The following is a 25,292-nucleotide window of genomic DNA, read 5'->3' as shown; positions in this document are numbered from 1 at the left end:
ATTGGTGTGGGTCTGAGCACTGATCCTGTCATCCGCGCATCAAAGCAGCAGCACATGCTGGGCATTCGACCAAGCCGGGACACAGCTGAAAATTGCATTCCGCAGTTGATCAGAGTCAGACGACTGGTACCCGAGCTTTCCTGTAACCATCGGCATGCTGGCCCCTGTGGCGAGTTCCACGAGCGCGGCTAGAGGACTGCCAGATCAGAAAGAGCACGCGGCCGAAGTAGCCGGCCTGAAGCAGCAGCGAACAGGCCAGCGTCGTGACGACTGCCACACGGAGCGAATCCAAAGCGAAGTAAACCATCGACGCATTGCTGCACAGGACCAGCCCCACGAGCCGACAAAAAGATGAAGTGCACGCCGCTCCCCTGGTTTTCGCCAGATCATGTTGCGAGCTCGTCGGCCGGAACATGCGTCTGGCAGTTCTTGGGGCAGACGCGGCCGCAGGCTCCGCAGCCTATGCAGCGGCCGGCATCATCGACAACCATGATCATGCGATTGAGCTTGCCGTCGAAATCGTCGTCCTCGTCATCGCAGGGGCCGAGGATTTCACCCGCATCATCAACGCCGTGAAGATGCATCACATCGCGCGAGCAGACCTTGAAACAACGGCAGCAGCCGATGCAGGTCTTGCTATCGATGGAGGTCAGGTACGACGGCATCCAAATGGAGCCGTCACGGGTGGTGAATGTGCGCATCATCCTAAATTCTTCATTGAAGCGAGTTCTCTCTTGGCAACATCCAACTCGGCATAAACGGCTTGGGTTTTCTCGGCGACTTCCTGTATGTCGGCCCACTTGCCCGGCAGACCCTCGACGAGGTCCTGCAATGCCATCTTGGCAATAGCTGCACGCAACTGGAGCTTTCAGACTTTTTTCCTCATCCTATCTAGGTCTGACATAGATCCTTCCTGGAACAATGGTTTCTTGATGCGCTCCATCTCGGGCTAGGCTTCAATGGCTGCAGTCGCATCGTCGACCAGTTTCGTACCGGCCTCAGCAAGTTTGCGGAAAGTCTCGAAGCCGAACCGGTGGACGTCTCGACAGAACGCCCAACCGCCGGAAGCCCCCACGGGTTTCATTTCTATTGTCGGCGACGTCGACACGCCGGAGCGCTCCTCGATCGCAAGCGCTACGGCGGTGTAAAACATGTCGAGCCTCCACAGCGCGTCAGGATCGGGATCGCCGCCAAAGGGTACCGCACGTTGCTGTTGCTTGGTGATGATGAACTCGGCCAGCAGCTCGGCATCCGAATGGCCTTCCCATAAGCCGAAGGAATCCTGAGTACGAATGAGCCGCAGGAGGCATTTGACGAACGGGGAAGCAAGGGCCTCGTCGTCCCCGTGGACAGCAGGGCCAACCGGTTCATGAGGAATTTCGCTTTTCCCCAATTTCAGTACTCCTCTTGAAGGACGATCTCTTTTTCTGCGATGTGTGGTTCGGGCGCTTGCGTGGGCGGGGAATGGCTTGGGCGAGCCGATCCCACGCAACAGTGTCCCGTGGCCGACCTCGAGCACGTCCACCAATGCGAGACCTTTCACCGCGGCGCGAACGCCTGCGCCGCGGTTCGACCCGAGGTAAACGCAATGGAAATTCCACCTGCCGCAAGCCGCGCACTTTTGCGGCATCGACGTTATTGCTGCGAAGTGCGCCTGGGCGGGCGGATTTGCCGGTGTTCAATTCCAATTGTCATGCCCTTCGCGATCCTTGCTCAGGAAGTGACAGCGTTTTGAGTTTCGGAAGTCTTGTTTTGCGGAGCCACACAGAGACCCGCGTGACAGGCAGGCTCACCCGTGTAGTTGGCCAGGGCTTGGAGCAACGAGGTGAGGTAGCGCTGTTTGGTTTGGTCCGGCACTGGCTCCGAATGGTCCAGCGATTTGATTGCCACCTCGATCAACTCGATCGCCCGGTCCTTGTTGCCGCTCTCGTAATAATACTGAGCGACCGGAAAGTAACACCCGAATTTAAAGTCTCCATCGCCTTGCGGAGGATTAAGTTCCAGGATCTGTTCGGAGAGCTCCTTGCCCATCGCAAAGCGATCATCATGCGGAAGATGGGAGTTGTCGATCGTGGGATGGAAGAGTTGGTTCAGCGCCATCACCACCCAAGACATCGCTTCGAACTTTTTGTTGATCGCGTCCTCGACCAATTCGCGCATAAGCGGCAAGCCGGTTTTGATGTCGCGCAGCTTGTGAAGCAGAATATCCGCATGAACCCGCCGAAAATCAAAAGAGTCTGGCATCACGGCGAGGCCTTCTTCGATGGCCAATAGTGCCGCTGCCCAATCCTCGTCCTGCATCGCCGGCCCAAGTTTGGCGTATATCGGCTGACTCAGCGACGATTCGCGCACACGCGAGATTCGCTTTGCATCGACGGCTTTCGCTTCATAGCTGCTGCGCCAGCTGCCGTTAAGGACTTTCGGCAAAACGTCATCGAGAGGTGCCGGGTGGCCGATATAAGCGATGTGGCCGTCGCGGTCGACCACGAACGAGGTGGGAATCCCGAACGAAGAGCTGGGTTCCAGCCAGAGCTTTTTCATTTCGCCAGTGCAATCGAACGCTGTCCGATAATTCAGATTCGGGAACTTCTCGGTCAGCCAGGCATCCACGTTGGTCCGCGCTTCGTCCGCGGTTGCAGCCTTTTCGCAAGCTGCGACTCCGATAATCTCAAATCCGCTGTCTTTATATTTCTCCTGCAGTTCGATCAAATGGGGCATGGCGTGGACACATGGTCGGCACCAAGTCGCCCAAAATTCAACGAGGTAGACCTTGCCGGGCCGAAGGCTCGTGAGGGGCTCGCCACGCAGCCAGTTCTCCACTTTCAGCGCAGGAGCCGGGGACCCCATACGCAGTTCCATCTTGGTGTCCAAAGTCATTCCACACCTTTCGTCTCTTTTGTCGCGGAATATTTTCCAGTCAAAATCGGACACGGTCTCGAGGGCATTGCTCCCTCTCGCTTGCTTCAGCGGAGCTCTCACCGTGTTGCCGCACATCAAGCACGGCAAAGGGCATGCCAACCCTTCTTAGCTTCGGCAAGCGCCGGTACCGCCTTGAATAAGCGAGCCCTAACACGGCCAGCTGACGTTAACCTGAATGTCGGCTTTCGACGGCTCACCTTAGCGGCTGCCGTTTAGGAAGGTGAGAGTTTGGCTGGCCCGCTGGCGATAAGACCGGCTTCGGCGTCCTGGAGTAGTCGCACTTCGGCGATGGGGTCGAAAGTGCGGGAGAGGCTCGGTACCCTTGCAGCCACCGCCGCATGTGGCCCGGCGTCATAATTCGCGTCGCGGTTGCCAACGGCGGCGTTGGGCTCGATCCACGTGGCGTTGAGCCCGACAGCACGTAAAGCTGCATCGTGATTGAATGCCCTTTGCTGTTTCACGCCAAGCAGGAGTCGCGCGACGCTACCTTGCTCAAGCGCGAGCAGAGCGATCTGACGCCGTAGGAATATTGCTCGTCCCGCTTTTGCCGCCAGAGGCGGAAATCTTTCCTGAATGCCACCGCCGATCATCAATATCGACGAATCATATCCCGCTGCCCATTTGTTCGACTCCGAGGTCGGGCCAGCACTCCGTCAAGGGACGGTTGATGAACCCTAGATGCTCGGGATTGGCGCATGGCGCGCGCCGCAGAAGGCTGTCAAGGATGCGGCGCGCTCGCCAGGCCAGCAGCCCAAAGTTCGGATCAGCCAGCCCGCGCTGTCCAAGGCAGGCGTTCTGAACGAAAAGGCGTCGGTCTCGCGGTCCGTCCCAGTACACCGAAAAATCCTCGCCGATGGCGAGCTCATTGCCGATCTGTTCGAGGCGATCTGCGATCGGTTCTAGGAAACCCGGCAGCGGTTTCTCGTACCCGGTGGCCAGGATGACGATATCGGCGGTTACTTCTCCGATGTTGTCCAAGCCGCGTTGCAGCGTGAGCCTGTGCCCTGCTCCGGCATTGATGCAGCGCGACACGTTGCAACTTGGCCGCAATGTGATCTCGCATTGGTGTGGCTCGAGAAAGGCGTGGTGGTAGAGCGCCTGATAGACCGCGCGCAACTTGCTTTCTGAAATGCCCTCGGAGGCAAGCGCGAAACGCCGCAGGAACAGCTGTCGATGCACCTCGCTCATCGCAGCAAAACGATCCGAGAAGCATGGCGTGAACAGCCCGTTTGTGAACGCGTGGTCGTCGAAAGGCATCTCGCGCGTCAAGACCCATGTGATCGCCGCGGGCCGCCGTTCTTTCGGCCGGCCGACAAGGTGCAGTAGCAGCTCGGCTCCCGACTGTCCGCCGCCAACAACGCAGACATGCTTTTTTTGCACCTCAGGATTGATGTGGGCCAACTCAGATGAGTGGAACAGGTTGGGTCCAGTCCAGCCATGAAACTGAGGCGGAATTTGCGCCTGCTTGCCTATGTCGATGACGAGGTTTCTTGCATCAAGGACCGCGTTGTCCGTCCGCACGCGAAACTCGCCGTCAAAGCGGATTTCGCGAACGGCCTCGCCGCCACGGACAAGCGGATTCTTCTGGAACGCCCAGTTGAGATATTGGGCGAACTCGGCTCTAAGCACCCCGTGAAATTGCGCATTGAGGAAATTGTAAAGACGCCCGTTCTCGTGGAGGTAGTTTACGAATGTGTAGGCTGATCGCGGATTGACCAGAGTAACCAGATCCTGGAAGTGGCCGACCTGGAGCTCCGCGCAATCGAAAGCGCTGCCTGGATGTCCTCGGAAATCGACCTCCCGGTCCAGGAACAGTGCCCCTTGCGCAATCTCTTCCTGTATCTGACACGCAAGGCTCAAATTAGATGGTCCAGCACCCACACCAATACAAAAGAGGTCCACTTATCCTTACTCCTCTAGGAGTGTTTTCCAACTCAGCGGCATGTTGACGTCGATTGCCGGGCATTGAGCAATGCGAACCTCACAGGCATGCTTGAGCCGCGGTCCCGACTGAGAGGACAGCAAAAGCGTGTGCCGCCTTCCAGGTCTTGGGCTCAATGTCGGCGGCATCGACAGCGGCGCGGCGTGATCCGAACCCAAGAGCAGAAGGAAAGTGTGTGATGCTGTCGCGCGGCTCTTCCGGATCTTACGGCGGCTTCTAGCGCCGGCCTCCACCCCAGGAGTGGCTGTTTCCCTGCCACGACGGAAGCGGCTCTTTCTTTCGAGGGGCGTAACCATGGATAACGGCTCTTAATGCTTTCGGAGACTCCCATGCATGCGGCGTGCCGGATAAAGACCTGTCAAACCAACGAGTTCGCGCAGTTCCAGCTCGTCTGGAATCCGACATTGTCGCACGCCCGACGATCGGGCAGGGGAAGCTCCGCGGCAGCGGCCCTTGCACACCGCAGGCTGACAGGGACAGCCGCCGATTTGACGCGCGTCCGGGTACTGATAAGGGGCCTTCCAACAGGGTTCGCGCACGAGGCGGGGTCTCCTGGTACACCCGCCCTGTGGCTTGGCTGCGGTCTGCTGCAGCCGTTCGTCTTTACTGCCCGTTGCGGACGATCTCGCACGAGTTGGTTCACGAGAGCGTCGTGAAGCAGTCGAGGCGTCCGGTTTGGCTCTGACAAGCGTCGCAAGATGTTCGCGGATCCAGCCATGTCTCCGCAATCCGACCGGTAACCGACGACGACTTCGGACTGGTTGGCGGTCCTACGACCTGATCGGTGTTCCTACGGAGCTGATCAGCGAGCCAAAAACAGCGGCAATGTGGTCTTCCCAAAGCTCCAGCTCGGCGGACCGCCGAAAATCCGCTCACGCAGCCCACGGCTGCCATAAGCACCCATAACCATCATGTCAGCACAGATGTCGTTCGCGTGCTGGGTCAGCACTGTGCCCGCCGATTTGCCGGCGCTCTTAAGCAGGTCAACGGAGACCCGAGCACCGTGCCGAGTAAGATAGGCAGCGATGTCAGCTCCAGACTGCGCGCCTTTCCCGTTGTTTTGCGCCTTTGGATCGACCATAGCGACACAGACTTCCTTGGCAGCGGATAGGATACTAAGAGCTTCCCGAACCGCACGCGAGGCCTCTACACGCGAATCCCAGCCGACCAGCACGCGTCGAGGCGACAGCGTCGCCTTAACGCCCTTCGGCACGATGAGCACCGGCTTTCCGCTATCGAACAAGCAGCCGTTGACAACAGGAGGTCCGAGAGTCTCATCGTTGAGGAGGTCTCCTCCAACGATCGTCAGGTCAGCGCAGAGCGCCCGCTGTCGTGCCACTTCACCGAGGCTAGCCGGATCGCAATAGTCGGTGTCAACGTCACAGGAAAGCGACATAGCTTTCAGCCTTTTGAGGATATCCGCGGACCGTCTTTCCATTCTGGTCACGTCCTGTGAAAATTTCTCGATTTGCTGAAATCGATAGTTCGGTACTGCAATTGCCTGTGCACGTCCTGTATTCCATTCGGGGGGCGGAGACGACATCAAGAGCAATGGAGGCGGTATAATGAGTACCGATAGGTGCGCGCCGACCTCGGCACACAGTCCGGCAGCTGTTGTGAGGTCCTCATCAGAATGATCAGCACCCGTCACACTGAATATGCTTTTAAATTCCATTTGCCTGCTTCTCCTGGTCTTCGTTAGGAGCGCCTCAAAGCGGCAACACCGCTCTCAGGAGGAAGAGAGAGCGGCACCACGTTCGATCACCGATTTCAGTCGTCCGGCTTCTCGAGCGAGTAGCCGGCCGACCTGACGGTGCGAATGACGCTGCCGGGCAAGGCCGTTTTCAGCGCCCTCCTGATTCGGCTGATATGGACATCGACGGTGCGTGCACCGACATGAATGTTGGGCAGCCAGGCCGCCCCGATAAGCTCGTCCCGGCTGAAGACCTTGCCGGGGGCCTCAATCATAAGCCGCAGCACGTTGAAATCGATCCGTCCGAGATGGATGTCGTGGCCATTACCGCGAACCCGATGGGCATCGAGCTTCATCTCCAGGCCTCCACAACAAATCCAACTGTCGTTTTCAACCCCGTTCGGACCACGCTTGGTCAGCCCGAGCCTCGCCCGCAGGCAGTCGAGCAGCTTGGCCGGAGCCACCGGCCGCACAAAGCTCTCAACGCCTGCCTTCAAGAGATCGAGGTGCTGGTGCTCGGCGCCAGGCGCGATCAGGGCGATGATAGGCAGGTCGGTGGTGCGCGGTTCCCGCTTGAGGTGGGCGCAAATTGCGGACCCGTTTATGCTGGCTGGGTCGCAATCCAGCACTACGGCCTGAAGCTCCCGTTGTTCGGCCAAGGCCAGCGCAGCCTTCGCGCCGTCTGCCGTCTCACTGCTGAAACCGTCAACCTCCAGTATGTGGCTGTAGAGCAGATAGAACTCGGCATCTTGCGAGCAGATCAGGACCAGCGGCTTCTTCATCGGCGATACCCCAACAACCTGGTCGGCCTCGAGTCCCTGGATCGAGGGGACTGGCCAACATAGTTTCTCGGGTCCGTCATGATGGCCTTTCTCGAAAATCGCGCCCATCATGCCAGCGCCACGTGGGGAAAGGTTTCGATGACTGAAATCGCATCGTCGACCAGCTTCGTACCGGCCGTGGCGAGCTTCAGGAGCGTCTCGAAGCCAAACCGGTGGACATCGCGCAGCGTTTTGGACAAAACGACCAGCCGTCCGGTCGTGAAAAGCACCCGACCAAAACCCTCATGGCTCACCTGGATCATCGGCGATGCCATAAGGCCGCAGCGCTCCTCGATCGCAAGCCCGATGGCGGCGTAGTACTTGTCGAGCCTCCACAGCACGTCGGGATCGGGATCTCCGATGATTGGGATCCCTCGGCGCTGTTCCTTGGTAATGATGAAGTCGCCCAGCAGCTCAGCGTCCGCTTTGCGTTCCCACGAGCCATAGGAATCCTGAGAACGGATCAGCCGCACGAGGCATTTGACGAACGGGGTGCAAAGAGCCGCCTCGTCTTCGGCGACAGCTGGGGGGATTGCGGGGTCAGGCATTGGCGTCCTCCTCTTTTCAGTCCTCGTCCTCGAAGGACGGTTTCTTTTCGGCAATGCCCGCTCGCGCCAGCACCTTGCGCAGCCAAGGCGGAGGACACGTCCTGAGCATCATCTGCGTGCGCAAGAGCACCTGTGGGATCGATTGGGGCTCCGCCACTTTGATCGGGTGGATTTTTGCCGCGACAAGCTTGGCTGCCGAAGGGCCGCCAATTGCCAGACAAAACAGGATCTGACAGCCCTTGAGCGCATCCACCTTTGGCGTGATGCGATCATCGCGCTCGGCCCGATGCTCCCCGCTTTCATCGGACACGTCATCGAAGGCCACGGCTTCTACGAGATTCCATTCCTCGCGCGTCACGTCGTAGACAGCAAAGCGCCTGGCCGACCCGAAATGGGCGTTGAGGTCCTGCATGTCCTGAGTGGCGATCGCAACGCGCAATGCGCCCTTACGTCGTTCAGGCATCGGGGCGAAAACCTCACTACTGACCAGCGAGAGGCGGCGAACAGCGTTCATCGTGATATTTCTCGATTACGGAGTGGATCAAGCGCCTCAGGAGTGGGCGCGTGTTGGTTGGCCTGGAAGATGCTGGCGACCTCGAAGATCATGTCGCGGGTGCCCTGATAGAGAATTGCGAGCTTGTGCTGGCTGCCTAGTCGATCGAAGACCGGGAACCCGATGCGCATGAGCGGAATTCGGAGCCGCTCCGATGCTTGGCGCCCGTGCGAATGCGTGACAAGCAGGTCAGCACCGACGGCAAGACTTTCCAGATCGCCGAGATCGCCGATCTGAACCGAAACCGCCGGGACTTTCTCGAGAATTTTAGACCTGTCGGTCGTTGTGACGGCCGCGGCTATCTCGGAGCCGAGGCCAGCAAAGAAGGTCGCAAGTTGGAACAGCTGGTCTGGTTCGGCAGCGATGGCAATTTTCTTGCCGCCGAAATGGAAATGTCCGTCGAGCATCGCGTCCTGCAATTGCGCCCGGCGCCGGCGCACGCGGGCCGGTACCGCCGCGCCCGAAATCGCAGACAGCAGCGACACGAAGCGGTCCGTGTCCTGCAGCCCAGTCAGTGACTGGAACAACACGTAAGGCACGCCGGTCAACCCGTGCAGCGCTTTCGCCGGGCGGCGCATGTGCTCACCGATGGCGATGCATTGCATGGCCGTGCCCAACTCGCGAATGTCTTCGACGCTGGTGCCGCCGTATGTGGTCGCTACCCAGCGGTCAGGAACCGTACCGTCGAGCGAGCCTGAAATGTCGGGCAGAATAACCGGCTTGAGCCCAAAGCTTTCAACCATGTCACGCATATGCTCGATGTCGGCGACAGTGAGGTTGCATCCGGGCAGGATCGCGATCTTCTTCGGCTGCCGCGCACGTTCGCCCGAGCCTGTAATCCCTTTGATCATTGCGGTGACTGCCTTGGCCCAGCCCTCTTCGATCGCGCCGTCAAAATCCGGCGTGTTGGCCAGCACGACCTCCGTACCCGCAAGCTCTTGCGTGTGCTTCAGCTTGATGTTCGCAATATCACTCGCGCAATCTTCGCCACGCGTCTCCACCAGCGCGGTCGTGCACACCCCGATCAGCTTTGGCTTCGTGCGGTTCTTGAGGTTGAGGATGGCTTCTTCAAGATGGTCGGCAGCGCCGAGGATGGTCGCCACCTCATCCATCGCTGTTGTCTGCAATGGAATCGTTTCTTTGAAGTGCCGTACGAAGAGCACGAGCGCGAAGCTTGTGCATCCCTGGCTGCCGTGGAACAGCGGCATCGCGCCGTCGACCCCAAGAAAGGCAAAGGCGGCACCCAGCGGCTGCGACGACTTCAGCGGGTTCACCGCCGCGGATTTGGTCTGGGGAAGGATGCGGGCCATCGGTCGCCTCAACACTCGCTGAACTCGTGTGCCGTCGCGCCGGCGAATTCATCGAACAGGTGCCCGGACTCCTTCTTCGTGCATGGCAGTTCGTCTTTTAGATCAGGCTGGCAATCCCACGGGGCCGGCTGGCGCACCTGAGACCAGACCGGATTGTGAATGGCGAGGTCGATCTGGCGTACGAGTTCCACCATGCCGGCATAGCCGGCATAAGGGTGCTGGCGCTCCTGGTTGATATCGAGCCAGGGCGTCTTGGCCTTGAGCGCAATGAATTGCGTGCGACCGCCCGACAGCATGATATCGGCCCTGTGTTCAGAGAGCATGGCGTACAGCTCGCGCGCAGCCATGTATTCGAACATATGCTTGTCGTGCTTGAGAACTTGTTTGATGCGCTCCTTGTCCTGCACCGTAGATTTCTTGACCGAGGTGCCGACGATCTCGATTCCGATCTCCATCAGCGCACGGACAACCGACCAGGACTTCACACCGCCTGTGTTGAGCAGCACGCGCTTGCCTTGGAGCCTTTGCCGGTAGGATTCGAGTTTCTTCCACGCGATCGCCTCCTGCTGCGCGATCAGCGTCTCCGTGCGCTCGAGGATCTCCGGATCGGCGCCCTTCCTCACCAGCAGCCTGACAAGGTTGCGAAGAGCTTGCGATGTGTCGGAGATGCCATAGAAGGAGCCCTCGAAGAACGGGATGTCCCAGCGCTCCTCCATCTTGCGGGCAAGACTGATCAGCGCGGTCGAGCACACGATCATTGCCGCCCGGGCGCGGTGCGCGGAAGCAATGTCGCGGTAACGCGCATCGCCGGGAATGCAGGCGCGCACCCGGATGCCGAGCCGATCGAGGAGCGGCTTTACAAGCCAGAATTCGCCCGAGAGGTTGAATTCGCCAAGGATGTTGATGTCGTAGGGCCCGGGGTCGTCGGGTTCGACCGTGCCGATGACATGATCGAGCAACGCCTCGGCGGCGAGCTTGTTGCCGAGGTTCTTGGAGCCTGCCAGGCCAGGCGCATTGATCGGCACCACGGCCAAACCGAACTTTTCCGTGGCGCGTTTGCACACGGCCTCGATGTCGTCACCGATCAGCGCCGTTACGCAAGTTGAGTAAACGAAGATCGCCGGCGGCGCGTATGTGTGCTTGATCTCGCGGATCGCCTTGAAGAGTTTCCGCTCGCCCTGCCCCATCACCAGGTCGAGTTCGGTGAGGTCGGTCGTGAAGCTTGTCCGCCACAAGGTCGGCCCTGACGAAACCGCACCACGGTTGTCCCAAGAATTGCCCTCGCAGGCGAGCGGCGCATGGACCAGATGCGCAACGTCGGTGATCGGCTGCAGGACGATCTTGGCTCCGTCAAAGGCGCAGCCGCCGGCTGCCGCCCCTGGTGTCAGCGACTTCGAGCAGCCCTCCTTGCGCGCCTTGGCATCTTTGCCACGGTTCTTATCGCAGGCGGGCTCATCGAAGGCGTCCTTGATTTTGGCGCTGAGGGAGGACATCGCTCAGCCTCCCCAGTCCATTGGGCAAGGAATGGCCTCGGCGAAAAGCCGGCCACGGCTCTTAGCGCGTGAGGTCATAGGAATAATCCGTCACACCCGTCTCGCTCGTCTCGCGATCGAGTTTGTCGAAGATCTTGTCGAGGATCGTCGTCAGCACGCGCAACGCGCCCTGGTAGCCAAAGAGCGCAAAGCGGTGATGATGGTGCCGATCGAAGATCGGAAACATCAGCCGGATCAGCGGCGTTCCGGTGTCGCGCTCCAGGTACTTGCCGTAGGAATTGCCGATCAAAAGGTCCACCGGCTCGGTAAAGAGCAGCGAGCGCAGCGCCCACAGGTCCTTGCCCGCCCAAACCTGGGCAGCCTTGCCGAAAGGCGAGGATGCTAGCAGCTTCTTCAAATCGGCTTCCCATGCCGAGGTGCCATTGGTGGCGAGGCAATGGGTTGGCTCGCCGCCGGTCTCCATGACAAAGCGGGCCATTGCGTGAACGAAGTCGGGATCACCGTAGATGGCGTATTTCTTACCATGCAGCCAGGATTGGCTGTCCGCCATGGCGTCTACCAGTCGGCCGCGCTCGAGGCGAATTGCCTCGGGAATCTCCTTGCCGGAAATCGCCGCGACCTCCATCAGGAATTCGTCCGTCGCCTGAACGCCGAGCGGATAGTGGAACGAGGCCGTCGCCTGCCCGACCTCCTCGCAATAGCCCAGTGTCTTTCGGGTGTTGTGATGCTGCAGCGAAAGCGTTGCCTCGGCGTTGAGGGCCTTCTTCACCTCGTTGATCTTCGTGCCCCCGTCATACATGCGGTATTCACCGTCCGAAGGCGTATCGAACTGGTCAGAGGCATCCTGGATCAATGTATAGGACACGCCCATTACATCGAGCAGGCGCTTGAGCTCCCGGTTGTTGCCGACGCAGAAGCCGTCGAAGCCCGGAATGATGTTGATGGTTCCTTCGATTTGCGTACGCTCCTGACCTTTCCAGAAGTGCTCCAAAATGCCTTTGACCATGTTGTCATAGCCGTCGACATGACTGCCAACGAAGGCCGGGGTGTGGGCAAAGGGCACGTCGAAGTCGCGCGGGACTGAATCTTCGTCCTTGGCGTTCTGGATGAAGCTGTGCAGGTCGTCGCCAATGACCTCTGCCATACAGGTCGTCGACACGGCAATCATCTTGGGGTCGTAGAGCTGGTAGGTGTTGGCGAGCCCGTCGACCATGTTCTTCAGGCCGCCAAACACCGCCGCATCCTCGGTCATTGAGGAGGAGACCGCCGCGGCAGGCTCCTTGAAATGGCGCGACAGGTGCGAGCGGTAATAGGCGACGCAACCTTGGCTGCCGTGGACGAAGGACATGGTTCGCTCGAAGCCGGCGGCAGCGAATACCGCACCCAGCGGCTGGCAGGCCTTGGCCGGGTTCACGACAAGCGCTTTGCGGGCGAGGTTCTTTTCGCGGTATTCCCACGTCTGGGTGAAATCGCGCTGATCGGAAACGATTTCATCGGGGTGCGGACATTCGAAGTTTAGCTTCTTCTCAGCGAGCATCTTTCTGTATTCCGGCTCGCGGAACAGGGGAGCGTGATCGAGAATTTTTTCAGCCGACTGCGGCATGATGATTACCTCTTTTGCATCTGGCTGCGCGGGACGGCAGCTCAGGACGTCAAGACGTTCCAGGCTCCGGCGGATCAGAGGCCGCGGGAGTTCACCGTCTCAGTGGGAGACTGGGGCTGAAGCAAATGTTTATTCGGCAGCCATCGCCCGCTCATCGCCCCGGCTTCTTTTCCAAGGCGCGTGGAATAGGTCCCAGACCGGGTTGTTAATGGCGAGATCCACATCACGTGCGAAAATGGCAAAGCCGTCGTAGCCGTGATACGGGCCTGAATAATCCCAGGAATGCATCTGGCGGAACGGTATGCCCATCTTCTGCACCGGGTATTTTTCTTTGATTCCCGAGCCGACCAGATTTGGGCGAATCCCTTCGATGAATTTCTCCAACTCATAGCCGGTCACGTCATCGTAGATCAGCGTGCCGTTCTTCACGTAGTGGCCGGTGCGCTGATAGTCGTCGCTGTGGGCGAATTCATAGCCGGTGCCCACGATGACCATGCCGAGGTCCTCGTAGGCCGTGACGACGTGGCGGGGGCGCAGGCCGCCGACATAGAGCATCACGGTATTTCCTTCCAGGCGCGACAGGTACTTGGCGATGACCGCATCAACAAGCGGCCTGTACTTGGCAATGACCTTTTCGGTCTTCTCCTCGATTTCCGGCCCAAAATGCTTGGCTATGTTGCGCAGAGAGGCTTCGATCTGGGAGGGACCGAAGAAATTGTACTCCATCCAGGCGACGCCATACTTTTCCTCCATATGCCGACAGATGTAATTCATCGACCGGTAGCAGTGGATAAGATTGAGCTTAGCCTTCGGGGCGCGCTCGATCTCTGCGAGTGTGGCGTCACCCGACCAGTTGCCAACCACGCGCAGCCCTATCTCCTCAAGCAGTATGCGCGAGGCCCAGGCATCGCCGCCGATATTGTAGTCGCCGATGACGTTGACGTCGTAGGGGCCGGCCTCGAACTTGACATCCTTTTTGTCGAAGACCCAATCCCGGATTGCATCATTGGCGATGTGGTGGCCAAGCGACTGCGAGACGCCGCGGAAGCCCTCGCAGCGTACCGGCACGATCGTCTTGTCATACTCCTTGGTCTTTTTGCGAGAAACGGCCTCGGTGTCATCGCCAATCAGGCCGATAGGGCATTCGGACTGCACGGTGATGCCGTTGTTGAGCGGAAACAAGACTTCAATCTCGTCAATGATCTGTTCCAGCTTCTTGTCGCCGCCGAAGACGATGTCCTTCTCCTGGAAATCGGAGGTGAACTGCATTGTCCCGAACGTGTCGACGCCCGTTGTACCGACGTAGTAGTTGCGGCGCTGCGACCAAGAATATTGGCCGCAGCCGACCGGGCCGTGCGAGATATGGACCATATCCTTGACTGGCCCCCACACCACGCCTTTCGAACCAGCATATGCACAGCCGCGAATCGTCATCACCCCCGGAATGGACTTGATGTTCGATTTGACGTCGCATTCGGAAAGGACCTCGCTTTCCCCGCCAGCCTCGTTGCCGCTCTTTGCGACGTTGAGGTGCTTCTTGCGGCGCTTCGCCGCCTTGTCGGGATAATGCGACAGCACCTCTTCGATAAGCTTCGCATGAAGAGCACCGTCATTCTCGTATTCCCGGCTCATGAGTCCCCCTTTCAAGGTTGGGTGACGCCTCAAAGAATAGGCGCCGTTCTCTGCAAGGCGCGCCGATTCATGGCAGCGCTAATGTCACTACTGGGCCGCCGCCTTCGCCGCTTCCTTGGAGTGAAGCTCGGCAAGCATCTGCTCGTCGGTCTTCATGATGCCGAAGTCGAGCAGCATCTCCTCCAGCTCCTCCATGGTGATCGGCGTCGGGATCGTACCCTGGCCCGAATTGGCGTGGATCTTCTCGGCCAGAGCGCGGTATTCCCCTGCCTGCTTTGAGTCCGGCGCGTACTGGATCACCGACATCTTCCTGAGTTCGGCATGTTGGACGATGTTGTCGCGGGGCACGAAGTGGATGAGCTTGGAATTCAATCGGCCAGCCAGTGCTTCGGCCAGATCGAGTTCGCGGTCGGTTTGACGTTCATTGCAGATCAGCCCGCCCAGCCGCACACCGCCCGAATGGGCATATTTGAGGATGCCCTTGGCGATGTTGTTGGCGGCATAGAGCGCCATCATCTCGCCGGACATGACGATATAGATCTCCTGGGCCTTGCCTTCGCGGATCGGCATGGCGAAGCCGCCGCATACCACGTCGCCGAGGACGTCATAGGAGACATAATCGACATCGTCATAAGCGCCATTCTCCTCGAGGAAATTGATCGAGGTGATGACGCCGCGGCCGGCGCAACCGACACCCGGCTCGGGGCCGCCGGACTCCACGCACTTGATGCCTCTGTAGCCCACCTTGAGCACGTCCTGGAGTTCGAGGTCTTCCACCGAGCCTTCCTGTGCGGCGAGATCCAGGACGGTATCCTGAGCTTTCGAATTCAGGATCAAGCGTGTGGAATCGGCTTTGGGGTCGCATCCTACGATGAGGATTCTCTGCCCGAGGTCGACAAGGGCAGCGAGCGTATTTTGGGACGTGGTGGACTTGCCGATGCCGCCTTTTCCGTAAAAGGCGATCTGACGCAGACCTGACATAATAGCTTTCCTTCCTTCGTTCTAATTATCGCGACTGCCCGCGACACAAGTGCCGATAGGCAGCTCGTGCCGCCTCACACCAAGCATCGCAAAAAGCGTACCAGCGTGATCGGCCGATCCCAGAAGAAACTTTGTCATTAAATTCCAGCCGCTTAGACGGCGGCAAAACGCGCGAACGGGCCTTTCAGGCGTCTGTCACGGACACGACAAAGCCGACACAGATTGTCGTGCGCCATCCAAACCGCCGTGTGTCGAGCTCGAAGCGGGAGAATGGGGAAGTTAGCCCAAAGCTGATGGCGAGACCATCGGAAGACATCGGCTCTTGTCTTTCCAGCCTGCCATTGATCGGGCGGTCGCTGGATGAGCAGGAGCCTGGGGCTTGACCGCGGCGCGGGTAGTTCAGGCAGGCTTACAGAGCGGGAACGCCGGCGGCCGATAGACATCCGCGCTTAACCTTTCATAGCCCGTCTACAAGTTGGTTCCGCCGACGCGCTATATGGAAGCCAAATAATTCAGTAGCTTAGCCGAGAGCATTGATTTTTTCAGAAAGATACGTGTTATACGCGTATGAACCGCCGAACCCATGGTCGGCGCCCTCATGCGCGTGAGACCCCGTTGTGGGCGAGGCTCGCGACTGGCTGCACGATCCTAGCCGGCCTGCTTGCCATTGAGTTTGGTCCCGCCGCGGTAGGCTGCGGCATCAAGGGCAACATCAGCTACAACACTGGCAAGAAGATTATCACGTTCTTGGACAGGAATCTTACTGGGAGACACGCATCAACCTATTGAAGGGCGAGCGGTGGTTTTGTTCAGAGGAAGCTGCACGAAAGGCGGGCGGGCGGGCTTCGAGAGGTTAGTGTCGCGGCAGCTTGCAGATCTGCCCACGGGGCCGCCACGATCGCAAAGTGTGTACAAAAGCGCCCTCTCTGCCGAACTGAACAGTGCTCACGGCCATAGCCTCGGATGAGCCCGACTGGCTTGACCTCTGCATGATGAGAGCAGCTTTTACACCAGGTGCGCAGCACATGTCTTTAACGAACGCATCGTCTTCAAGAATATAGAGAGCAATTCGGAAAACCGAGTAGTTGGCGGCGAAGCTAGGAGAAGGTATACACTACCCTCTTGTTACCCCAGAGTAGAACGTGCAGCTGCGGCAAGACGCGGGCTTCGAACCACCTGTCGCTGGTCACCTTTTCTACCAGCGGTTCCATGCGCATCATATTCCGTCGGACTCGACAGAGACGTCTTCATTACCACGGCGGGGCGGCGTGTGATTGCCGGGTTGCAGACAAACCTCGCCGCGACGTATTTGGGACGAGTGGTGTCGGCACCGAATCCCTATCATTTAGACTAGCCAGCTTGGGGAGCGCCGTCAGACCGCCAGACCGGAAGAGGAGGCTTCGCGCCAACTTGTGCCAAGAATGTTGGACCGTGCGGAACCGCTGGGGCGGCGCTCAACTCTGGCGCAGGATGAAGCGTCGATTGGGTGAATGAATAGGGCGCGCGTTCGACGGGTAGAGTGAGGCAAATCGCTGGATGTCTGCCGGATCAACGTCAACCGGTTCCATCGCCACCATCCACTCGACGTTTTCGGTGCACGGCGGCGTCGTCAGTGAGCCCTCATAAGTCCAATAGCCAAGCGAGGCTGGCAGAAGCCAGTTGGGATTCACCTCGTCGATCGTCACCTCCCCATTCGGCAGTTCGGGAAAGGCCGCAGCAAGGGCAGCAAAGCTGGCATTTGTCGCGCCGGGCGTTAAAAAGACGCCCAGCACGCCCAGAGTACCACTTTGCGTGTCCTTGTGAACGAAATGCACCTCCATCGGGAAGCTCTTGCCCGCCACGTGATGTTCGCTTGGCGCATGGAAATGGAACTGTACCAGTTCGTAGACACGATCGCCGCGGGTCAGCGTGCTGCCTTGTGGCATATTGATTTGAATGGTGTGGCCGTTGTTCACCATATTGCCGCCGCCCTTGTGCCAGCCGATGGCGATATGCGGGATATCCGCCTTGACCGCGCTGTTGATATTGATCGGCGATTGCTGCGTGCCGGCAGAGCATACGAAATTTTCCTTATCCAGATCAGCCCAGTGCTCCGGTCCGACCGGACCGGTGTACCCCCAATGGGCACTGGTCGCTTGGGCGGCTTGAACGCAAATCCGGCATGCGCCGAGCGCAACCAACCCTTTGATCAGGTGACGACGATACATATTACTTTTGCTCCTCTTGCGAACTGATGTTGGTGGCTGCCCTAATGGACGCGTGATGGCCAATCGGCGCGGCCAGTATTGTCCTTTGCAACTGATAGATGCCCGCACGCCTTGGCGTGCTTTCATAAGTGCGGCTGCCGTTTCTCGGCTGGCCGGCTTCTGCAGCCCGCAACGGGGGCAGTTTCAACCAGCTAAACGATAAAAAATTTTAGCAGACCAGCGCTTGACCCCCGCCGCAAAGGCACAGGCGAAGGTGATCACTGCGCGGCTGCCGTTCGCGCCGGAGGCCGCATCGCTATACTTTACACTCGCTGCCCAAGGAGACGCAGGCGACCCCAATACGTTTTCATCGCTACTCCCGACGCAGCCGACCCACGCCACGAAAACGTTGCTATATTTCACGTTGGGCCAATGAGGAAATCGATCTTCTTTATGGAAGGCATTTGCGCAATGGATGCATTCCCATGCTGACAGTCGTGCGTCAGGCCGGACAATGAGATACATCGATAAGAGCTGGACAAGGATGAGGGGATGACGTGCTTGCGACGGAGCAGGTGGGGCGAGAAGGCCAGTTCTTGCGGATTTCAACTTTGCGTGACGACAGCTCATCGGAGTCAAGGTGACACACGCCGGCAGCGGGGTGTCCGGGCGGTTTCCAGCCGCACAATCGCGAGACCGCTGACGCGAACAAAGCTCGGCTGTACTCGGCACGCGAAGAGAGCCTGCCAAGCCGTTGGAGCCCGGCCTTCCGGTGCGACGCAAGCCACAGACTAGACCGCCCTCTTGTTACCCCAAAGCAGAACGTGCAGCTGCGGCAACACGCGGGCTTCGAACCACCTGTCGCTAGTCACCCTTTCGACAAGCCATTCCATTCGCATCATTATTCCGTCCAAGTCGACAGAGGCGTCTTCACTGCCAGGGAGCGGCGGCGTGTGATTGCCGGGTTGCAGATAGATCGGAAGGTGCGGATATCTCGCCGCGACTTCTTTGGCGTAGGCATAGTCACTCTCGTCGAAAACGACGAGCTTGAGCACGATTTGCGGCTTCTCTTGCGCCGCTTCGAGGCATGCATCAAACGCAGCCCAACGGGTCGTCATCTCGCTGGACGGCGGCTTTGGGCTAAGGGTCAGCACGTCAAGATCCGCAAACCACTCCCTCACCACGGAACCCTGCGTTTCCAGTGCAAAACGATAGCCCTCGCGATGGCCTCGTTCTATGAGGGGACCGAACGGCTGAATGGCCGGGTTGCCGCCTGACAAGGAGACCATAACCGGCCTGCCGCCGGAAAGCGCATGGACGGTTTGCCACACGGCATCGATCGGCATCGGTAGCCATTCATGGCGATACTGATTGTCCACCGCGTGAAGGCTGTCGCACCATGAACAGCGATAATCACATCCGCCGGTTCTGATGAACACCGTCGGCAAGCCGATGAGCACGCCCTCGCCCTGGATAGTCGGCCCGAATATCTCGCTCACACGGATTGCGGGATGCATGTCGGTCACGGACGGTATTCCGCCCAAGTTTTCGGTGTTTCGCTAACGCGCACGGCCGCGGTCTGCGGCAGACGTGCCTTGCACCATTCATAGAAATGTCTGGCCAGGCATTCCGCCGTGACCTTCTCATGTCCCAGCACGTCGTTGAGGTGCCGATGGTCGAAGCTCTCGTCAATGTAGCGTTTGAGCGGCGCCAGATCGTGATAGTCGCGCACGAAGCCGTGGGCGTCCAGTTCCTTGGCCGACAGCTCCACTACGACGACATAGTTATGCCCGTGCAGGCGCGCGCATTGATGGTTGGGAGGCAAGGAGGTGAGCTGATGCGAGGCCGAGAAGTGGAATTCCTTGCTGATGTGGAACATTACGCGCGCCTCCTGCGCAGCGCCTCAAGCCAGAAATCGGCGTCCTCGTAGTCGGTGGGATCAGCGTGCCCGGCGAGATGGAACGCTTCGCGCCGCTCGACGCAGGTCCCGCATCGTCCGCAGTGACGCACGCCGCCCTTGTAACAGGACCAGGTCTCAGCAAACGGGGTGCCGTATCTTGCGCCATCCGCAACAATGTCAGCTTTTCCGAGATTCACATACGGTGCATAGAGGCGTATCTGCGCATAGCCGTCGAGCGCGCGGTCTTGCATTGTCTGGAAAGCTTCAATGAAGGCCGGACGGCAATCGGGATAGATGAAATGGTCCCCACCATGCACGGCCGCCGCCACCGCTTCGGCGCTGTGGGCGGCGGCGAGACCGAAGGCGATTGCCAACATGATGGCATTGCGGTTCGGCACCACCGTAATCTTCATCGTGTCTTCGGCGTAGTGGCCGTCCGGCACGTCGATACTGCTAGTCAGCGCTGAGCCGGAAAGGCCACGGCCAATTTCGCCGATGTCGATGATCTGGTGCGGGACCTTCAGTCGCTGCGCGCAAAGAGCGGCGAAGCCCAATTCCTTCCTGTGCCGTTGGCCATAGTCGAAAGATAGAAGGCCGGTGAGTTCGTGCTCCGCTGCCACCATGTGAGCAAGGGAAACGGAGTCCAATCCGCCAGAGCAGACGGCGAGAGTCTTCATCATTGGTATCCTTGTTTTGACCGGGTAAGGCTGCGACCGGAGATTTCTCTGCGCCCCCACTACTCCAGCGACTCAGTTTTGTGAACCGGGAGAATTTGCGCTCAGCCCGATTGGAACGGGAGTGCGTCGCGTCCAACACGCGTGATCAATAAAAGTTGAGCGCTTCAGCAGTTTGTTTCGCATCGCGCCAACTTTCGCAACCTGCTGTCCGATCGTCGACTTCGAGACAAGGTGATGTTCGGCCGACATCGGCTGACTCTTAATTAAGCCGCAGAACACATGTTGGCTTTCTGGCCTTCGCTTGTGCGGTTGGCGAGGGCGACATGGATGCCAGCAAATTTGACATTGGCGACATCCGCCTGGAGAACCCTGCGCGGCGCGATTGAGGCCGCAGGCGAGCCTGCTCTAACTGCCGCCCTACAGTCCCGACTTCAATCCGATTGAGAACGCCTTCGCCCAACCTAAGGCGCTGCTGCGAGCAAAGGCCGAGATAACCATCAAGGCTCTATGGGACTGACGTTGCCCCAGCAGTTTTGAGTTCGTTTCCGGCGTGGGTTGTGCCCTGCTGGGCGGGTGAAGCGACGGGCGCTGGCGCGGAGCCTTTGGCATAGCGCAGCGCGAGCGACCGTCGCGGATTGAAGGTGCTGGCGAACTTGGCCGGGGTCTGCCAGGGGGGAGTGCGGCCGCGCGGTGTTGTAGTCGGCGTGCCACAGGGCGATGGCTACGCGCGCCTGAGCCAGCGAGGTGAACAGCGTCTCGTTGAGCAGTTCATCGCGCAGTCGGCCGTTGAAGCTCTCGATGAAGCCATTCTGCATCGGCTTGCCGGGCGCAATGTAATGCCATTCGACGCGGTTCTGATCCGCCCAGGAGAGGATGGCGTTCGAGGTGAACTCGCTGCCATTGTCGCTGACGATCATCCTGGGCCGGCCCCGCTCGGTGATGAGCCGTCCAATTCGCGGGCAACCCGCATGCCCGAGAGAGACGTATCAACGATGAGTGCGAGGCACTCTCTCGTGCAGTCGTCGACGACGGCCAGGATGCGGAAGCGGCGCCCGTCGGTGAGCTGGTCCGATACGAAGTCGAGCGACCAGCGCTCGTCGGGCCTCAGCGGCACCAGCATCGGCGCCCTGGTCCCGATCGCCCGCTTGCGGCCGCCACGGCGGCGACGGCGAGCTTCTCCTCCCGATAGAGCCGGAACAGCTTCTTGTGGTTCACGACCAGGCCCTCCCGCCTCAGCATCACGAGAAGACGCCGGTAGCCGAACCGGCGACGCTCCTGCGCGATCGGCCTTCATCCGCTCGCGAACCTCGCGGTCGTCCGGCCTGCTGGTCTGGTAGCGAACCGTCATGCGGCAACAGCCGATGGCTTTACACGCCCGCCGTTCGCTCATCCCGAAGCCTTCCTTCAGGCGAGCGACAGCTTTCCGCTTGGCGGCGGGCGTCACCATTTCTTTCCCACAAGGTCCTTCAACGCGGCATTGTCGAGCATGGCGTCGGCCAAAAGCCGCTTCAGGCGCGTGTTCTCGTCCTCCAGCGCCTTCAGGTCGCCGAGCCTCGGTGACATCCATCCCGCCGAAGCGGGCCTTCCAATTGTAGATCGAGGCGTCGCTGACCCCGTGCTTGCGGCACAGATCGCCAACCGATACCCCGGCCTCGTGTTTCTTCAAAATTCCGATGATCTGCTCTTCAGAGAAGCGGCTGCGTTTCATGTCCTGGTCCTCTGGATGGGCCAGAACGAACTTCAAACCGGATTAGATCAGAGGGGCAAGGTCAGGACGCCTCGGCGCGGTCGTCGACCTCTTCACCCCAGCCGAATGTGCCAACTACTTCAAAGCCGCAGGATATGACCTGGATCAGATAGGACGTGCTCCAATGGTTTACACCTGACACAGGAGTCCGGCCCCCACAACCGTTTCGCAATGAGGAGCAGCGCTGCCGCTGCTCCTCCAATCACACGACGGATTCACGATGCGGCAACTCGAGCCATGATTTCGGATCCAATGGCCGATGCGGTGTATAGTGAGGCATCCAGCGGCAAATCCCCAAATGCCAGTTGACACAGAAGATAATTAGCACCTGCCTCTTCCAGCTGATCAAGGAGAGCTTTTCGGACAGAATCTGCCGTTCCCACGACGCACAATTCACTTTCAATTGCTGCATCGAAGTTCAAAGGCAAGTTTGGTGGAGTGGAAATGGCATTTAGTTCGTATAGAAATTTGAAGCTATTGAGCCATCGTTCATAGGCAGGTGCTGCGAGCAAATACGCATCTGTTTCAGAACGCCCTATCACCACCATTCGGAGCAATCCAAGAAATGGCGCTTGCTGGCCAATGTCAGCATCGTGAATTCGGGCGGCGCGGAACGCGTCGGTAACGCTGCGAACAGAAGTGGAAGGTCCGACGCAGGCGATGTTTGCCCCATTCGCAGCGGCCCAGCTAGCCGGCTCGGGTCGATTGGTGGCGATCCATGTCGGCGGACGGGGATATTGGTGAGGTCTCAACGTCAGCGGAACATCTTTCAACTCAAAGTGGCGGCCCTGATAAGAAAGCGTCCCGCCTTTCATCGCATTGATGAGAATCTCACTGGCCTCCGCATACTGTTCTGGTGCTGCTTCTACAGCAACCCCGAAGTATCCCAATTCAGTGGGAGCAGAGCCGCGCCCTATGCCGAGTTCAAGCCTGCCGCCGCTCAACTGATCAAGCATGCAGATCTCCTCGAAGGCACGCAGCGGATGATAGAGCGCAAGTAGCATTACCATGGGACCAACACGAAGACTGCGGGTTCGCTGGGCGACGCTCGCTAAGAACAAATTCGGTGATGGACCTCTGCCATGCGGCGTACAGTGGTGCTCGGCGAGATGATACGCATAAAAGCCATAGCCATCGCACGCTTCTGCTAGGCTCAGCCGATCTGCATATTGTTGTGCGATGTCATCGCCGTTTTCGTCCAGATGATCGAAGATGCCGAAGGTCAGGCCCGAAGCGGAAATTTTCTTCAATTAATTGTTCTCCAAATTACCTATATTTATTCGCTAATCATCATAGCTCACGACATATCATTACTTGATGATTAATGTGAATCGACTTCATGCTTGTGAGCACCGCGATCCTTCTTAAAGTTCATACAGACGCGTTCGGCGGCAGCAAGGAATTTGTCCATCTGCTCTGTGGTGCCAATGCTGACGCGAATACAGTTCTTCAAATCTACGTCAGGAAAGCTGGCGATGAGGATCGCCTGCTCTTTCAACGCGGCTTGCCAGCATGAGCCCTCCTGTCCCGCCGGCACACGGGCCAGCAAAAAGTTTGCGTGGGAGGGTGTTACGGAAAAGCCAAGTTGCAACAGCGCCAGGGTCACTCGCTGTCGTTCATGCTTGATGTGCCTGTGGTTCTCTTCGTAGGCGTGGCGATGCGCAAGAATGCTTTTCCCGACCGCCTGCCCGATCACGTTCATGTTGAAGACATTCTGGATGTTGCGCAGCCTGCCAATGATTTCTGGGTGACCGAAACCGAAGCCGACTCGCACGCCAGCGGCAGCATAGCTCTTTGAAAAAGTCCTCAAGATCAAAAGATTCGGATGTCTATTGACGAGGCGCAGGGCATTGTCGGGTGCGAAGTCAACGTAGGCCTCATCCAAGACGACCAAGCGATCTGCTTGCTCCACAAGGCGTTCGATTTCGGCCACCGGCACGAATGTTCCGGTCGGATTGTTCGGATTAGCCAACAGAATGAACTTCGCGTCTTTTGCGGGGCCGGACAGCAGTTTTTCTATCGGCAGGGGATGAGCTTCGCTCGATGCGATTTCGAGAAACTCGGCACCCTGCAACATGGCAAGTTTACGGTTGAACGAAAATCCGGGCGACAGCATTGCCACTCTATCTCCTGGGGCGAGGAAAGCTCTGTAGATGAGTCCGAGCAGCTCCGACGAACCGTTGCCGGCAATCACCTGATCTTTGGAAAATCCGTAAGCATCGGAGGCAGCTGCCCTTAAGCTGAGATTGTCGTCTTCCGGATAAAGATACTGGTGTTCGATCGCAGCAATTGCACTTTGCATTACGCTCTTCGGCAACGGAAACGGGTTCTCGTTCGTATTTAGCTTAACGCAGTTTGCATCCGTCGCTGGTCCGTTGGACGAGAGAGCATCTAATTTGCTGGCCACCGGCGAAAAAAGCGAAAGCACGGTCTTCAGTTTTGCATCGCACATGTTCTTCTCCGTTTTTCAGTCCCGCAGGGCATGTGACATGAGGCAATCGTTGATCGTGACTTGATCGACGTTCGGCTATATCAGCGCTGCCTTCCCACCCTGGTGGGGATCGCCGACCACGGTTTGGATTTGACACCGGGAAGCTGTCGAGAACCTGATGACGACCCAACGTTTGGCCGACGGCCGATTCGGCGCAACAGACGGTGTTTCAACATCGCATCGTCCTCAAAGCCGCATGCAGGGCCTGCACGACAGCCCGTCTCCAGCGCCCGCAGATAGGTGGAAGCCGAAGTCTTGCCGAACCTCAGTTGCTCTGCCACCTTGGCCCACCGGACTGCCCTGTTTATGGGTCAGGCGCAGGATATCTCTGACGCTCGTTCGTCTTGCTTGCTTCCGTCTTGGCATGGGCTCTCTCGGTTTGCTGATGAGAGAGCCAAATACCGGCTCATCTGAGCATGAGACGCAGGCCTGACGATATGGAGCGTCGCTGGTGGCGCGCGTAGCCGAGAGGGTTCGCCTCGCTGGCGGGGCATGCAAGACGGCGCACCTCCTTAGCCATCCTGTCCCATCGTCTCAGATCGTGAGGCGCACCTTATAGTCGGTGAGGAGATCTTGCAGGGTCAGGTTACGCCCTAGCGCTTAAGGTTGTTGGTCGCACCGAGCAAGCGCGGGACCTGTCGACGGACAACAGCGGTGCCACTGCCGGCACTAGGTGTGAGCTTTCGAGAGGTTGTCCATTCGGACCGGACCGAGGAGACTGGAGTTACCACGCTTCAGCATCCATCGGAGGGTCCGAATGAACATCCACAAGAATGCCCGTCTCACACCGCTGCGT

At 58.8% G+C, this 25,292-nt stretch carries 22 protein-coding genes and 3 pseudogenes; 1 reads left to right on the top strand and 24 read right to left on the bottom strand.

Features of this window, described 5'->3' with window-relative positions:
- Nucleotides 1-115: 115 nt before the first annotated feature.
- From NP503_RS32130 to queC, 21 genes and pseudogenes are all read right to left on the bottom strand, one after another.
- Nucleotides 116-307: an exopolysaccharide production repressor protein gene (locus NP503_RS32130; protein ID WP_127230899.1), complete on the bottom strand. Its 192-nt coding sequence runs from the start codon at nucleotides 305-307 to the stop codon at nucleotides 116-118.
- Between the two features lie 79 nt (nucleotides 308-386).
- The gene (fdxB, locus tag NP503_RS32125; RefSeq protein WP_206521174.1) at nucleotides 387-704 is read right to left on the bottom strand and encodes a ferredoxin III, nif-specific; all 318 of its coding nucleotides are present in this window, start codon (nucleotides 702-704) and stop codon (nucleotides 387-389) included.
- Nucleotides 701-859, bottom strand: a complete 159-nt coding sequence (locus NP503_RS32120) for a CCE_0567 family metalloprotein (protein WP_224571204.1) — start codon at nucleotides 857-859, stop codon at nucleotides 701-703. Before NP503_RS32120 ends, fdxB begins: the two co-directional genes overlap by 4 nt.
- Nucleotides 860-949: 90 nt before the next feature.
- Nucleotides 950-1,393 carry a DUF269 domain-containing protein gene (locus NP503_RS32115; protein WP_224571203.1) on the bottom strand — a complete coding sequence of 148 codons (444 nt, stop codon included), beginning with the start codon at nucleotides 1,391-1,393 and terminating at the stop codon, nucleotides 950-952.
- A 320-nt stretch (nucleotides 1,394-1,713) separates the two neighbouring features.
- Nucleotides 1,714-2,859 (bottom strand): TlpA disulfide reductase family protein, encoded by a 1,146-nt coding sequence (locus NP503_RS32110; protein ID WP_063170388.1) that lies wholly within the window; start codon nucleotides 2,857-2,859, stop codon nucleotides 1,714-1,716.
- Between the two features lie 272 nt (nucleotides 2,860-3,131).
- Entirely contained in the window at nucleotides 3,132-3,509 is a 378-nt protein-coding gene (locus NP503_RS32105) for a hypothetical protein (protein ID WP_024505270.1), read from the bottom strand.
- Nucleotides 3,510-3,522: 13 nt separating this feature from the next.
- Nucleotides 3,523-4,821, bottom strand: a complete 1,299-nt coding sequence (locus NP503_RS32100) for a lysine N(6)-hydroxylase/L-ornithine N(5)-oxygenase family protein (RefSeq protein WP_063169368.1) — start codon at nucleotides 4,819-4,821, stop codon at nucleotides 3,523-3,525.
- Nucleotides 4,822-5,663: 842 nt separating this feature from the next.
- Nucleotides 5,664-6,536 (bottom strand): universal stress protein, encoded by an 873-nt coding sequence (locus NP503_RS32095; RefSeq protein ID WP_063169369.1) that lies wholly within the window; start codon nucleotides 6,534-6,536, stop codon nucleotides 5,664-5,666.
- A gap of 95 nt (nucleotides 6,537-6,631) precedes the next feature.
- The gene (locus NP503_RS32090; RefSeq protein WP_063169370.1) at nucleotides 6,632-7,447 is read right to left on the bottom strand and encodes a response regulator transcription factor; all 816 of its coding nucleotides are present in this window, start codon (nucleotides 7,445-7,447) and stop codon (nucleotides 6,632-6,634) included.
- Nucleotides 7,444-7,923, bottom strand: a complete 480-nt coding sequence (locus NP503_RS32085) for a NifX-associated nitrogen fixation protein (protein ID WP_024505267.1) — start codon at nucleotides 7,921-7,923, stop codon at nucleotides 7,444-7,446. The genes NP503_RS32090 and NP503_RS32085 overlap by 4 nt, the downstream gene beginning before the upstream one ends.
- Before the next feature lie 16 nt (nucleotides 7,924-7,939).
- On the bottom strand, nucleotides 7,940-8,437 hold the full coding sequence (gene nifX / locus NP503_RS32080; RefSeq protein WP_063169371.1) for a nitrogen fixation protein NifX: 498 nt from the start codon (nucleotides 8,435-8,437) through the stop codon (nucleotides 7,940-7,942).
- Nucleotides 8,434-9,786 (bottom strand): nitrogenase iron-molybdenum cofactor biosynthesis protein NifN, encoded by a 1,353-nt coding sequence (gene nifN / locus NP503_RS32075; RefSeq protein ID WP_024505265.1) that lies wholly within the window; start codon nucleotides 9,784-9,786, stop codon nucleotides 8,434-8,436. The genes nifX and nifN overlap by 4 nt, the downstream gene beginning before the upstream one ends.
- 8 nt (nucleotides 9,787-9,794) lie before the next feature.
- Nucleotides 9,795-11,279, bottom strand: a complete 1,485-nt coding sequence (gene nifE, locus NP503_RS32070) for a nitrogenase iron-molybdenum cofactor biosynthesis protein NifE (RefSeq protein ID WP_024505264.1) — start codon at nucleotides 11,277-11,279, stop codon at nucleotides 9,795-9,797.
- Nucleotides 11,280-11,340: 61 nt separating this feature from the next.
- Nucleotides 11,341-12,882, bottom strand: a complete 1,542-nt coding sequence (nifK, locus tag NP503_RS32065; protein WP_024505263.1) for a nitrogenase molybdenum-iron protein subunit beta — start codon at nucleotides 12,880-12,882, stop codon at nucleotides 11,341-11,343.
- Between the two features lie 129 nt (nucleotides 12,883-13,011).
- A complete protein-coding gene (gene nifD / locus NP503_RS32060; protein WP_024505262.1) occupies nucleotides 13,012-14,514 on the bottom strand; it encodes a nitrogenase molybdenum-iron protein alpha chain in 1,503 nt (500 codons plus the stop codon).
- 87 nt (nucleotides 14,515-14,601) lie between these two features.
- Nucleotides 14,602-15,495 (bottom strand): nitrogenase iron protein, encoded by an 894-nt coding sequence (gene nifH / locus NP503_RS32055; protein ID WP_024505261.1) that lies wholly within the window; start codon nucleotides 15,493-15,495, stop codon nucleotides 14,602-14,604.
- A gap of 1,097 nt (nucleotides 15,496-16,592) precedes the next feature.
- Nucleotides 16,593-16,789: pseudogene (locus NP503_RS32050) on the bottom strand (7-carboxy-7-deazaguanine synthase QueE); the annotation flags it as partial.
- A gap of 160 nt (nucleotides 16,790-16,949) precedes the next feature.
- Nucleotides 16,950-17,702: a carbonic anhydrase gene (locus tag NP503_RS32045; RefSeq protein ID WP_063169372.1), complete on the bottom strand. Its 753-nt coding sequence runs from the start codon at nucleotides 17,700-17,702 to the stop codon at nucleotides 16,950-16,952.
- A gap of 770 nt (nucleotides 17,703-18,472) precedes the next feature.
- Nucleotides 18,473-19,198: a 7-carboxy-7-deazaguanine synthase QueE gene (gene queE / locus NP503_RS32040; protein WP_164548811.1), complete on the bottom strand. Its 726-nt coding sequence runs from the start codon at nucleotides 19,196-19,198 to the stop codon at nucleotides 18,473-18,475.
- Nucleotides 19,199-19,203: 5 nt separating this feature from the next.
- Nucleotides 19,204-19,560 (bottom strand): 6-carboxytetrahydropterin synthase QueD, encoded by a 357-nt coding sequence (gene queD / locus NP503_RS32035; protein ID WP_063169374.1) that lies wholly within the window; start codon nucleotides 19,558-19,560, stop codon nucleotides 19,204-19,206.
- Nucleotides 19,560-20,258, bottom strand: a complete 699-nt coding sequence (gene queC / locus NP503_RS32030) for a 7-cyano-7-deazaguanine synthase QueC (protein WP_063170389.1) — start codon at nucleotides 20,256-20,258, stop codon at nucleotides 19,560-19,562. The genes queD and queC overlap by 1 nt, the downstream gene beginning before the upstream one ends.
- 369 nt (nucleotides 20,259-20,627) lie before the next feature.
- Between queC and NP503_RS32025 the strand changes: the two are divergent.
- A pseudogene (locus NP503_RS32025) lies at nucleotides 20,628-20,769 on the top strand (IS630 family transposase); the annotation flags it as partial.
- Here NP503_RS32025 and NP503_RS32020 read toward each other — a convergent pair.
- The 3 genes and pseudogenes from NP503_RS32020 to hisC form a co-directional block, all read right to left on the bottom strand.
- A pseudogene (locus tag NP503_RS32020) lies at nucleotides 20,764-21,966 on the bottom strand (IS3 family transposase). The pseudogenes NP503_RS32025 and NP503_RS32020 sit on opposite strands and share 6 nt — an antisense overlap.
- Before the next feature lie 254 nt (nucleotides 21,967-22,220).
- Nucleotides 22,221-23,255 carry an LLM class flavin-dependent oxidoreductase gene (locus NP503_RS32015; RefSeq protein WP_063169375.1) on the bottom strand — a complete coding sequence of 345 codons (1,035 nt, stop codon included), beginning with the start codon at nucleotides 23,253-23,255 and terminating at the stop codon, nucleotides 22,221-22,223.
- A gap of 71 nt (nucleotides 23,256-23,326) precedes the next feature.
- Complete coding sequence (gene hisC / locus NP503_RS32010) at nucleotides 23,327-24,457, bottom strand: histidinol-phosphate transaminase (RefSeq protein ID WP_063169376.1); 1,131 nt, start codon at nucleotides 24,455-24,457, stop codon at nucleotides 23,327-23,329.
- Between the last annotated feature and the right edge of the window lie 835 nt (nucleotides 24,458-25,292).

Source organism: Mesorhizobium sp. SEMIA396 (assembly GCF_024518615.1).
Classification (GTDB): Bacteria; Pseudomonadota; Alphaproteobacteria; order Rhizobiales; family Rhizobiaceae; genus Mesorhizobium.
The sequence above is the reverse complement of the archived record's forward strand: the minus strand, read 5'-3'. Positions and strand labels throughout refer to the sequence as shown.